Source organism: Burkholderia sp. AU19243 (genome assembly GCF_018148075.1).
GTDB classification, from domain to species: Bacteria; Pseudomonadota; Gammaproteobacteria; order Burkholderiales; family Burkholderiaceae; genus Burkholderia; species Burkholderia latens_A.
In genome coordinates, this window is sequence record NZ_JAGSTV010000005.1 from 93,133 (window position 1) to 104,592 (window position 11,460).

Sequence of the window (11,460 nt, forward strand, 5' to 3'; positions counted from 1 at the left end):
CCCGCCTCCCGTTCCGGGAGGCGGGGATTTGTCACTTGCGCTACGCTGCACCGAAAGGCGTTACATGACTACTACAAAGAAAACGGCCGAGCGGCTCATCAAGAAGTATCCGAACCGCCGGCTCTACGATACCGAGACAAGCACGTACATCACGCTGACCGACGTCAAGCAACTCGTGCTGGAGCAGGAGGATTTCAAGGTCGTCGATGCGAAATCCAACGAAGACCTGACGCGCAGCATCCTGCTGCAGATCATTCTCGAGGAGGAGAGCGGCGGCGTGCCGATGTTCTCGTCGTCGATGCTGTCGCAGATCATCCGTTTCTACGGTCATGCGATGCAGGGGATGATGGGCACGTACCTGGAAAAGAACATCCAGGCTTTCATCGACATCCAGAACAAGCTTGCCGATCAATCGAAGAACCTTTACGAAGGCAACGCGATGAATCCGGAAGTCTGGTCGCAGTTCATGAACATGCAGGCGCCGATGATGCAAGGGATGATGACGAGCTACATCGAGCAGTCGAAGAACATGTTCGTGCAGATGCAGGAGCAGATGCAGAATCAGGCCAAGTCGATGTTCAGCACGTTCCCGTTCAAGCAGCCGGGCGCGCCGGAACCGGAAAAGAAGTAACGCTCGCGCGGCGGGCCGGCCAACCGGCGGCGCGCGCAGCCGGTTGGCGGGCGCTGCTGCGTGCAGCGGGGCGTCACGCCGATTGCGCGCGGCGGCGCTGCGGCCGCCGCTTCAGGCTTTCGCCACGTATGGCCGACGATCGTTTGCGATCGTCGGGATCGGGCGTCCCTGCCGCGTCGGCGGGCGTGATCGCGGTCCGATCCATCGCATTTCATACGATCATCGAAACGATTGCGCCGCCGTTGCGTCTCGCCGCGCTGCTCCCCAAGCGCGCCGCTCACCAGTCTTGCTCAAAGCGCCGGATCGAAATCGTGATGATCGTCCGCCGGCGGAAGGTCGAGCACGAGCTTCACTGCGCAGTAGTTCGACTTCAGCGAAAACACGCGACCGATCACGAGAAACGTCTGGCGCGAATTTTCCAGTTCGACGAAGTCGCCGGGCTGCGGCACGTGCGCGCCTTGGTCATACGAAAAACTCGTGCTGGTTTGCTCGTTGATGGTTTCGGCGGCGTGCTCGGTGAATTCGATCGTGATGTGGGTGGTCATGCGAACCCCGTTGGGTAGGTGAATGGAGCGAATGTCGGGATTTTCGCATAGCGGCGCGGCCGCGCCGGGGCGATTGTCGTGCGGGGGCGGCCGGCAATCTCGCCCGGCGCCGGATCGCCGTCCGCGTGAAAGGGCTGGATCTCCGGTGCCTGCGGCCGCGCGATTCGCGCGTGCGCCCCGCGTGTTGGGGCCGCGATCCCGGGCGCCCGGTCTGCCGGTTTTGCCTCGCTGACCCATAAATAGCTGTAAACTCACGCTTTTGCCGCCACGCCCCCACATTCCAGATGTCCCAGTCCCCCAAAGTAGGCTTCGTATCCCTCGGCTGCCCGAAGGCCCTCGTCGACTCCGAGCAAATCATCACGCAGCTGCGCGCCGAAGGTTATGAAATCTCCGGCACGTATGACGGCGCGGATCTCGTCGTCGTCAACACCTGCGGCTTCATCGACGAAGCCGTGCAGGAAAGCCTCGACGCGATCGGCGAGGCGCTGACCGAGAACGGCAAGGTGATCGTCACCGGCTGCCTCGGCGCGAAGTCGAGCGCCAGCGGCTCGAACCTCATCGAGGAAGTCCATCCGAAGGTGCTCGCCGTCACCGGCCCGCACGCCGTGGGTGAAGTGATGCAGGCCGTGCATTCGCACCTGCCGAAGCCGCACGATCCGTTCGTCGACCTCGTGCCGGCCGCCGGCATCAAGCTCACGCCGCGTCACTACGCATACCTGAAGATCTCCGAAGGTTGCAACCACCGCTGCACGTTCTGCATCATCCCGTCGATGCGCGGCGATCTGGTGTCGCGTCCGGTCGCCGAAGTGATGCTCGAGGCCGAGAACCTGTTCAAGTCGGGCGTGAAGGAACTGCTCGTGATCTCGCAGGATACGAGCGCGTACGGCGTCGACGTGAAGTACCGCACGGGCTTCTGGAACGGCAAGCCGATCAAGACGCGCATGACGGACCTCGTCGCCGCGCTCGGCGAACTCGCCGCGCAGTACGGCGCGTGGGTGCGCCTGCACTATGTGTATCCCTATCCGAGCGTCGACGAAGTCATTCCGCTGATGGCCGAAGGCCCGTTCAAGGGCCACGTGCTTCCGTATCTCGACGTGCCGTTCCAGCACGCGCATCCGGAAGTGCTCAAGCGCATGAAGCGTCCGGCGAACGCGGAGAAGGTGCTCGAGCGCGTGCAAAAGTGGCGCGACATCTGCCCGGATCTGACGATCCGCAGCACGTTCATCGCCGGCTTCCCGGGCGAGACGGAAGAGCAGTTCGACACGCTGCTCGACTTCATTCGCGAAGCGGAACTCGATCGGGTCGGCTGTTTCGCGTATTCGCCGGTCGAAGGGGCGAGCGCGAACGAACTCGACGGCGCACTGCCGGACGAGGTTCGCGAAGCGCGTCGCGCGCGTTTCATGGAGGTCGCCGAGGAAGTGTCGGCGCGGCGCATGCAACGCAAGGTCGGCAAGACCGTGAAGGTGCTGATCGACGAAGTCAACGCGGAAGGCGGCATCGGCCGCACGGCGGCGGATGCGCCCGAGATCGACGGCGTCGTCTATGTGGAGCCGGCGGCGAAGGCTTCGAAGCGCTACAAGGTCGGCGATTTCGTGTCCGTGAAGATCACCGGCGCGGACGGTCACGACCTGTGGGGCGAGGTCTGAGCGATGGCCGCAGCGTTCCCGCAGATCCTCGCGCTCGGCGAGGCGATGATCGAATTCAACCAGTCGCAGCCGGGGCGTCCGGAGTTTCTGCAGGGCTTTGGCGGCGACACGTCGAACTTCTGCATCGCCGCGGCGCGCCAGGGCGCATCGACGGGCTTCGTATCCGCGATCGGTGACGATCGATTCGGTCGCTTGCTGGCGGACATGTGGGCGGCCGAGCAGGTCGACACGACGTATGTGCGGATCGACCGCACTGCGCCGACCGGCGTGTATTTCGTCACGCACGGAACCGACGGGCACCAGTTCGATTATCTGCGCGCGGGCTCGGCGGCGAGCCGCTATTCGATCGCCGACCTGCCGTTCGATGCGCTGGCCGCGGCGAAGGCCGTGCATCTGTCGGGTATCAGCCTTGCGATCAGCACGACCGCGTGCGACGCGGCGTTTGCGGCGATTGCGCATGCGCGCAGCAACGGCGCGCAGGTCAGCTTCGACACGAACCTGCGCCTGAAGCTGTGGCCGCTGCCGCGCGCCCGCGCGGTGATGCGCGAAGCGCTGCGGCAGACCGACATCTGCCTGCCGAGTTGGGACGACGTCACGGCACTCACGGGCGCGAACGATCGGGACGCGATCGTCGATGCGATGCTCGAGCACGGGCCGCAGGTCGTCGCGCTGAAGCTGGGCAGGGAAGGCGCGTATGTGGCAACCCCGAACGAACGTCGTGTGGTGCCGGGTTTCGCGGTCGAGGCCGTCGACGCGACGGGCGCGGGCGACTGCTTCGGCGGCGCGTTCGTGGCGCGGATCGTCGCGGGCGACGATCCGTTCGCGGCCGCGCGGTACGCGAACGCCGCGGCGGCATTGTCGACGACGGGCTACGGCGCGGTCGCGCCGATTCCGCATCGCGCGGCGGTCGAACGCCTGATGCAGGGCTGACGCGAATCGCGCACGCCGGCCGGGCGTTCGCGCACGACATGCGAGACGCGACGTGATGCGTGGAGAACGGCATGCGTATCGCGCGAGCGGCGCCGTTGAATGGAGGCCGTCCGGCGCTCGCGATGGCGTCGATCGGCGTGCGACGAGATATCGCCGCGATTGTCGAGCGAATCTCAAGCAAGGGAGCAACACGAAGTGGGTGGATATTCGGAATGGCAACGTGCGCTGGTGATCGCCGGCGCACTGGCGGCAGCTCTGGCGGTGCCCGGCGTGGCGGCGGCGCAGGCCGCTGCGCCGGGTGTGCAGCAGGATGACGCGGCACCGGCGCGGCCGCTGCGGCCGAATCCTGAATTCGCGCGCCTGCCGCGCTACGAAGGCACGCTCGGCGACCGGCCGATCGTCGTGCATCTCGGGCCGAAGACGGACGAAGAGGGCGTGCACGGCGAATACCAGTTTGCCGATACGGGCGAGGTGATCCTGCTCGCCGGCGATCGCGATGGCGACACGCTCGAAATCGAGGAGTCGAACGACGGCACGAACATCACGGGCGTGTGGATCGGCCGCTTCGATTCGACGGGCGGGTTGAAGGCCGACCGGATGAATTCGGATGAATCGGATCCGCAACCGGTCGTGCTGCGGCCGGCGCCTGGCAAACGCGCCGCGCTGCAGGTTCGCGACGGCCGCGTGCAGGAAATCGAGACGGTCGGCGGCCTGGTCAACCTGCGTACCGACGACTGAGCGCGCTGGCTTGGTGCAGGCGCCGCGCATTGTACCGGGCCAAGCGCGCCGTTTTTGGCTAATCTAACGACATCTTCCGCAACCGAACGGCCTAGCCACGGCCTCCTGCCATGACTCAATCCGCCCCGAAGCGCGCGCTGCAAACCCGCATCGTTCAACCCGACGACGTCATTCCGGAAGGCTTCCGTTCGTTCGTGCCGCCGGTCGCGCGTGCGTCGACGGTCGTGTTCCCCGATCTCGCGACGATGCGCGCGCTCGTGTGGCACAACGACAACCAGTGGCGCTACGGTCTGCATGCGACGCCGACGTCGCTCGCGCTCGCGCAACGGCTCGCCGAGATCGAGGGCGGTACGCACGCACTGCTGCAACCGTCGGGCCTTGCGGCCATCTCGAACGTCTACTTCGGGCTCGTGAAGGCTGGCGACGACGTGTTGATCCCGCACAACGTTTATGGCCCGAACGCCGACTTCGGCAACTGGCTCGCGAAGGATTTCGGCATTACCGTGCGCTTCTACGATCCGTTGGTCGGCGCCGGGATTGCCGACCTGATCCAGCCGAACACGCGGCTGATCTGGATCGAGGCGCCGGGCTCGGTGACGATGGAAGTGCCCGACGTACGAGCAATCACGACGGCCGCGCGGGCGCGCGGCATCGTCACCGCAATCGATAACACGTATTCGGCCGGGCTCGCGTTCAAGCCGTTCGAGCACGGCGTCGACATCTCGGTGCAGGCGCTGACCAAGTACCAGTCGGGCGGCAGCGATTTGCTGATGGGTGCGACGATAACGGCAAACGCGGAGCTGCACGCGCAACTGAAGCTTGCGCGGATGCGCTGCGGGATCGGCGTGTCGGTCGACGATTGCTCGCTCGTGATGCGCAGCCTGCCGAGCATGCAGGTGCGCTTCGACGCGCACGGCAAGAGCGCGCTCGCACTTGCGCAATGGCTGAAGACGCGTCCGGAGATCGCAACGGTGCTGCATCCGCAACTGCCGGACTGCCCGGGCCATGAATCGTTCGTACGCGACTTCACCGGTGCGGGCGGGCTGTTCTCGGTGGTGTTCGACGAACGCTACAGCAGCGAGCAGATCGATCGCTTCGTCGAGGCGCTCGAGTTGTTTGCGATCGGCTGGAGCTGGGGCGGCGCGTGCAGCCTCGCGATGCCGTACGACGTTGCGTCGATGCGCACGGACTGGCCGCATCGCGGCACGCTGGTGCGCTTCTACGTCGGTCTCGAGGACGAAAGCGATCTTCGCGCGGACATCGAGCGCGCGATGCAGGCCACGCTGGGCCGATAACCGACCGAAGCGGAAAAACGAAACGCCGGCGCGATTGGACATCGCGCCGGCGTTTTCATTGGCGGGGTGGCGCGGATCAGAACAGCCGCAGCAGGCCGTCGAGGCCGACGTGGTCGAACGCGACGGTTGCCGCGTCGCGCACGACCGGCTTCGCGTGGAACGCGACCGACAATCCGGCTTCGGCCATCATCTTCAGGTCGTTTGACCCGTCGCCCATCGCGATCGCGCGGCTCGGCGCGATGCCGAGCGATGCGCACGTGTCGCGCAGCATGCGCGCCTTCACGTCCGCGTTGACGATCTCGCCGAGCACCTTGCCGGTCAGCTTGCCGTCGACGATTTCAAGCGTGTTCGCGTGTGCATAGTCGAGGCCGAGACGTGCCTGCAGGCGCTCGGTGAAGAACGTGAAGCCGCCCGATACGAGCAGCGTCTTCAGGCCCGCGGCCCTCACGCCCGCGAGCATCGTCTCCGCGCCCGGCGACAACTGCAGCCGCTCCTCGTACACGCGCTCGAGCGCCCGAGCGTCGAGCCCCGCGAGCAGCGCGACGCGGCGCGTGAGGCTTTCGTTGAAATCGCGGATTTCACCGCGCATCGATGCTTCGGTGATCTCCGCAACCTGGGTCTTCAGCCCGCAGAAATCGGCGATTTCGTCGATGCATTCGATCGTGATCAGCGTCGAATCCATGTCCATTACGACGAGTCCGAAATCGGCGAGCGTCCGGCCGGCCTCGACGAAGCCGAAGTCGAGCGCATGCGTGCCGCAGTACGCATCGATGTCGAGGCGCTGCGCCGGGTTCGCGTTTTCGATGCGCAGTGCGTGCTCGTCGGTCTGCACGATACGGGAGCCGCGCGACAGCGCAAGCAGCGGTTTGTGATGCGCGTCCGACAGCGGCGCGAGACTCTGGATGACGAGATTGTGGGTCATGACGGAATGATTGGAAGCGAATGAAACGCGGGTGCGGCCGCTGGCGGCCGTGTGCGGGCACGGCCTGTCCGGCCTTCGGCCGTTGCGTCGCGAACGCGCCATTGTAGCCCGTTGCTGTCCGAGCGCGACCGGAACGCCGTGGCGGCGCGGCGTACGCTGCCGACAGCGCCGGTTCGCGGACGTCGGTCAGCGTGTATGCACGCGATCCCAGTAAGGCGGATCGCCGAAGTGTTCAGCCAGGAACGCAATGAACGCGAGCGTCTTCAGCGGCACGTGCGCACGGCTCGGATAGACGGCCCAGATCGCGACGTCGTCCGCGAACGGGTAATCGTCGAGCACGGTGACGAGCGCGCCGCTCGCGAGCTGCGGGCCGACGTCCCAGGTCGACTTGATCGCGATGCCGAAGCCGTCGACGAGCGCCTCGCGGATCGCCTCGCCGTTGCTTGCAACGAGCCGGCCGCTCACGCGTACCGTGAGCCGGCCTTGCGGCGTAACGAACGACCAGTCGCGCTGGTCGCCGAGGATCACGCATTCGTGCTGCGCGAGATCGGCCGGATGCCGCGGCGTGCCGCGCTCCGCGAGATACGAGGGCGAGCAGCACACCACGCGCCGGTTCGTGGCCAGCTTGCGCGCCACGAGCGTCGAATCCTTCAGCGCGCCGAGGCGAATCGCGACGTCGTAGCCGTCGTCGACGAGATCGACGATCTCGTCGGAAAGACGCAGATCGAGCGATACGGACGGATAGCGGCGCAGAAATGCCGGAATCACCGGCGCGACGTGCTGGCGGCCGAACGACGACGACATCGACACCTTCAGCCGGCCATACGGCTCGCTGCGGCCATGGCCGACGGACGCGCGCGCCGCATCGGCGGCCGACAGCAGCGCCTCGGCGCGAGCCATGAACACCTCTCCGTCCTGGGTGAGAGAGATCCGGCGCGTGGTGCGATGCAGCAATCGTGCGCCGAGCTGGCGCTCGAGCTGCGCGATACGCGCGCTCGCGACCGCGGCCGACACGCCATACTCGCGTCCGGCCGCGCTCACGTTCGCGAGCAGCGCGGCGCGAACGAACAGGCCGACGTCCAGCAGGTCCAGCGGCTTGTCGGGAGCGGGGATTGGGTCGGATGTCATTATTCTGAGATTCCTGAAAATGTTTCAGGAAATATAGCGGTTTTCTCGAAGGATCGGGCGCCCTACGATGGCGTTCATGGGCTGCGCCGCGGCCCGACCGAATTTCCTGGACACGATAGGAGCTACCGTTATGAAAGCAGTTGGACTGACCCGTTACCTGCCGATCGACGACCCGCAAGCGCTGCTCGACGTCGACGTGCCGCAACCCGAGCCCGGCCCGCGCGACCTGCTCGTGAAGGTCGAGGCGATTTCCGTGAACCCGGTCGACACCAAGGTCCGCGCGCCGAAGCCGCAGGTCGAGGAGAGCCCGCGCGTGCTGGGCTGGGATGCTGCCGGCACGGTCGTCGCGGTGGGCGCCGACGTCACGCTGTTCCGGCCGGGCGACGCGGTGTTCTACGCGGGCAGCATCACGCGCGCCGGCGCGAACAGCGAATTCCATGCGGTCGACGAGCGGATCGCCGCGCACAAGCCGCGCACGCTGGATTTTGCGGCGTCGGCCGCGCTGCCGCTCACCGCGCTGACCGCGTGGGAGGCGCTGTTCGACCGGCTGCGCGTGTCGCCGCAGGGCGCCGATGCGGGCAAGTCGGTGCTGATCATCGGCGGGGCGGGCGGCGTCGGCTCGATCGCGATCCAGCTCGCGAAGACGCTCGGGAAGCTGCGCGTGATCGCGACCGCGTCGCGGCCCGCATCAGCCGAATGGGTGCGTGCGCTCGGTGCGGACGACGTGGTCGACCACTTCGGCGACCTGCCCGCGCAATTGCGTGACATCGGTCATCCGAACGTCGATTACGTGCTGATCTTCAACGACACGGACCGTCATTTCCCTGCCGCGGCGGAAGTCGTCCGGCCGCAGGGCGGCATCTGCACGATCGTCGAGAACGCGAAGCCGGTTCCGGTCGAACTGCTGAAGGCGAAGAGCGCCGCGTTCCACTGGGAGTTCATGTTCACGCGCGCGATGTTCGAGACGCCGGACATGATCGAGCAGCACAAGATCCTCACCGAGGTTGCGCGGCTCGTGGACGACGGCACGCTGCGCACGACGCTCGGCGAACAGCTCGGCACGATCAACGCGGCGAACGTGCGGCGCGCGCATCAGATGCTCGAGGCCGGGCGCGCGATCGGCAAGCTGGTGCTGAGCGGCTTCTGATCGGGCATCGCGCGCACGGGATGCGCGGCCGCGAACGCAAGCGGGGTAACACCCGATGCGTTTGCGGCGCATTGCATGCCGCTTGGCGGTAGACTGGCAACGCATCATGCATCGAAAACCGCGCGGCACGCGCGTGCCGCCGCATTACAAGGAGGTCAGCATGAGCCAACGCAGCTTGTCAGTCGCCGTATCGTGGTCGGCCGTGTTCGCGGCGGCATGCGTAAGCGCAAGCGTATTCGCGGCGCCGCCGGTCAAAGGCAGCCTGAAGGGCGGCGGGACGGGGCAGCTCGAATACACGGTCAAGGTCGATTCGAAGACCTTCGGCAATATGCAGGAGACGCGCAAGATCCGCTCGGGCGAGACGGACGACTTCAACTGGAAGTCGGTGCCGCCGGGCGGTGCGGTCGCGATGCAGGACGGTTGCCCGAGCGCCGACAGCCTGCCGCGCGACGAGAACGGCGCGATGGTGCGCCAGACCCAGGTGCGGCTCGCGCCGTCGGTCGACGCGAAGGGGATCGCGAACGTGCAACTGAGCTTCCTGGCCGCCGCGCCGAAAGGCACACGCAACGTGAGCGCGGGTGGCAAGACGCTGCAGTGTCCGGACGTCGTGTCGGTGAGCCAGGTCAAGTGGGTGTCGATTTCGACGAATGGCGGGTCGAAATCGGTCACGATGAGCGACGGCACGAAGGTGACCGTGTCGATCAAGCACTGAGCCGGTGCGCGCGCAACGAGTATCGGGACGAGCCGCATGTTGCGCGGGGCCGTCGGCAAACGCAGCACCGCGCGCCGACGGCGCACTGCCTGTACGCCGTATGCGCCGCGGCGTCGCGCGTCAGCGCGTGCGTTCCTCGAGCCGCGCGGCAAGAAACCGGTGATCGGCCGAGAACAGCCGGCGATACGTCATCAGTACCGCGCCGACGGTGCCGAGCGCCGACGCCGCGGCGATCAGGAACATGATCACGATCTGATAGCGCACGGCCTGCAGCGGCGACTGGCCGGCCAGCACCTGGCCGGTCATCATCCCCGGCAGACTTACGACGCCGACGACGGCCATCTGATTCAACGTCGGCAGCATGCCCGCGCGCACGGCTTGGCGCGCGGCGTCCTGCGCGGCTTCCCAGCGCGTCGCGCCGAGTGCGAGTGCGGTCTCGACACGGTCGCGCCGCGCGGTGAGCTCGTCCATCATCCGTTCGACGCCGAGCGCCACGCCGGTGAGCGTATTGCCGAGGATCATCCCCAGAATCGGGATCGCGTATTGCGGTTCGTACCACGGGTGAATGCGGATCACGACGAACAGGCCGATCGCCGCGACGAGCCAGCTGCTGACCCAGATCGACGCGATGCTGTCGATGCGCTGCCCGCGGTACGCGTGCTTGCCGCGCGCGGCGCCCGCGAAACCTGCGATCAGCGTCATCAGTGCGGTGAGCGGCAGCACGACCGTCCAGTGCGGATGGCCGAACACCCAGCCGAGGACGTAACCGATCGCGAGCAACTGCACGACGGTGCGCACGGCGGCCAGCGCGAGCTGGCGACCGAGGCCGAGCGACAGCGCGGCCGAGATCGCGCCATTCACCGCGACGAGCGCGGCGGCGATGCCGACGTCGACGAGGCTCAGATCCTGCAGCGCTGGGCTCATTGCGCACCCTCCGTCGAGGCTGCGGCTTGCAGCACGCCGGCCTGCATCACGAGCCGCGTCGTCGCGATCCGCGCGGCCTGCGCCGGATCGTGGGAGATCCACATGTATGCACGCGCATCGGATGCTGCGTCGAACCATGCGTCGACGAGCGCTTCGATCGCACGCGTGGAATCGGGATCGAGCGCGGAGGTCGGCTCGTCGAGCAACAGCACGTCGGGGTCAAGCTGCAGCACGCGCAGCAGCGCGGCGATCTGCGCTTCGCCGCCCGACAGATCGCTCGCACGCTTGTCGAGAAAATCGGCGCCGCGCCCCGCACGCGCGGCGAGCGCTTCGACGCGCGCGCGGTCGAACGTCGCGTCGCGATAGACCGCGAGCGAGTACGGATAGCGCAATTGCGCGTCGACGGTGCCGTCCATCTGCGCGGGGCGCTGGCGCACATACGCGATGCTGCGTCGGTAGCGCGGAATCGCGGCGCGCCTGATGCGCTTGCCGCGCCACAGCACCTGGCCGCCATCGAGCGGATCGAGCAGCGCGAGCGCGCGCAGCAGCACGCTCTTGCCTGAGCCCGACGGACCCGTGATAGCAATTCGCGATCCCGCGGCAAGGCTGAAATCGGTCGGCGTCAGCAAGGTCTTGCCGGTGCGTGCGTCGCGGCGCGTGATGCGCTGTGCGTCGATGAGACCGTGGGGGGCTGTCATGTCACAAATGAAAAAAAGCGTTAATGGCGCCGAGGCGTTGCGGCGGCGTGCGTCATAATAACCATTGAAAAGCCGCCGATGTCGTGCTTCGTGCTCCGCGCGCGTATGCAACAGCCCGATGTCGCGTGCAACTTCTGCAGAACA

12 protein-coding genes are annotated in these 11,460 nt (G+C 66.6%); 7 read left to right on the forward strand and 5 right to left on the reverse strand.

The window, feature by feature from the left end; translation table 11 throughout:
* Window positions 1-64: 64 nt before the first annotated feature.
* On the forward strand, window positions 65-631 hold the full coding sequence (gene phaR, locus KDW55_RS11735; protein ID WP_011549704.1) for a polyhydroxyalkanoate synthesis repressor PhaR: 567 nt from the start codon (window positions 65-67) through the stop codon (window positions 629-631).
* 290 nt (window positions 632-921) lie between these two features.
* Here phaR and KDW55_RS11740 read toward each other — a convergent pair whose 3' ends face one another.
* Window positions 922-1,176, reverse strand: a complete 255-nt coding sequence (locus tag KDW55_RS11740) for a hypothetical protein (RefSeq protein WP_040144261.1) — start codon at window positions 1,174-1,176, stop codon at window positions 922-924.
* Between the two features lie 284 nt (window positions 1,177-1,460).
* Here KDW55_RS11740 and rimO point away from each other — a divergent pair, with 284 nt between their 5' ends.
* The 4 genes from rimO to KDW55_RS11760 all read left to right on the forward strand — a co-directional run bounded on the left by rimO (window position 1,461) and on the right by KDW55_RS11760 (window position 5,785).
* A complete protein-coding gene (rimO, locus tag KDW55_RS11745) occupies window positions 1,461-2,822 on the forward strand; it encodes a 30S ribosomal protein S12 methylthiotransferase RimO (RefSeq protein WP_040144260.1) in 1,362 nt (453 codons plus the stop codon).
* Between the two features lie 3 nt (window positions 2,823-2,825).
* Window positions 2,826-3,752: a sugar kinase gene (locus tag KDW55_RS11750; RefSeq protein ID WP_209824333.1), complete on the forward strand. Its 927-nt coding sequence runs from the start codon at window positions 2,826-2,828 to the stop codon at window positions 3,750-3,752.
* Between the two features lie 195 nt (window positions 3,753-3,947).
* The gene (locus KDW55_RS11755; protein WP_059544052.1) at window positions 3,948-4,490 is read left to right on the forward strand and encodes a hypothetical protein; all 543 of its coding nucleotides are present in this window, start codon (window positions 3,948-3,950) and stop codon (window positions 4,488-4,490) included.
* Window positions 4,491-4,600: 110 nt separating this feature from the next.
* Window positions 4,601-5,785 carry a cystathionine beta-lyase gene (locus tag KDW55_RS11760; RefSeq protein WP_059544053.1) on the forward strand — a complete coding sequence of 395 codons (1,185 nt, stop codon included), beginning with the start codon at window positions 4,601-4,603 and terminating at the stop codon, window positions 5,783-5,785.
* A gap of 76 nt (window positions 5,786-5,861) precedes the next feature.
* On the opposite strand, the gene serB is transcribed toward KDW55_RS11760, so the two are convergent.
* Both serB and KDW55_RS11770 read right to left on the reverse strand, forming a co-directional pair.
* Window positions 5,862-6,707, reverse strand: a complete 846-nt coding sequence (gene serB, locus KDW55_RS11765) for a phosphoserine phosphatase SerB (RefSeq protein WP_069241428.1) — start codon at window positions 6,705-6,707, stop codon at window positions 5,862-5,864.
* A gap of 186 nt (window positions 6,708-6,893) precedes the next feature.
* The gene (locus tag KDW55_RS11770) at window positions 6,894-7,835 is read right to left on the reverse strand and encodes a LysR family transcriptional regulator (RefSeq protein WP_040144255.1); all 942 of its coding nucleotides are present in this window, start codon (window positions 7,833-7,835) and stop codon (window positions 6,894-6,896) included.
* A 130-nt stretch (window positions 7,836-7,965) separates the two neighbouring features.
* Between KDW55_RS11770 and KDW55_RS11775 the strand changes: the two genes are divergently transcribed.
* Window positions 7,966-8,982, forward strand: a complete 1,017-nt coding sequence (locus tag KDW55_RS11775; RefSeq protein WP_040144254.1) for a zinc-binding alcohol dehydrogenase family protein — start codon at window positions 7,966-7,968, stop codon at window positions 8,980-8,982.
* Window positions 8,983-9,142: 160 nt separating this feature from the next.
* Window positions 9,143-9,694 carry a DUF6013 family protein gene (locus KDW55_RS11780; protein WP_212197961.1) on the forward strand — a complete coding sequence of 184 codons (552 nt, stop codon included), beginning with the start codon at window positions 9,143-9,145 and terminating at the stop codon, window positions 9,692-9,694.
* A 120-nt stretch (window positions 9,695-9,814) separates the two neighbouring features.
* On the opposite strand, the gene fetB is transcribed toward KDW55_RS11780, so the two are convergent.
* Window positions 9,815-10,618, reverse strand: coding sequence for an iron export ABC transporter permease subunit FetB (gene fetB / locus KDW55_RS11785; protein WP_040144253.1), 804 nt, complete (start codon window positions 10,616-10,618; stop codon window positions 9,815-9,817).
* Window positions 10,615-11,316 (reverse strand): ATP-binding cassette domain-containing protein, encoded by a 702-nt coding sequence (locus tag KDW55_RS11790; RefSeq protein WP_212197962.1) that lies wholly within the window; start codon window positions 11,314-11,316, stop codon window positions 10,615-10,617. Before KDW55_RS11790 ends, fetB begins: the two co-directional genes overlap by 4 nt.
* Between the last annotated feature and the right edge of the window lie 144 nt (window positions 11,317-11,460).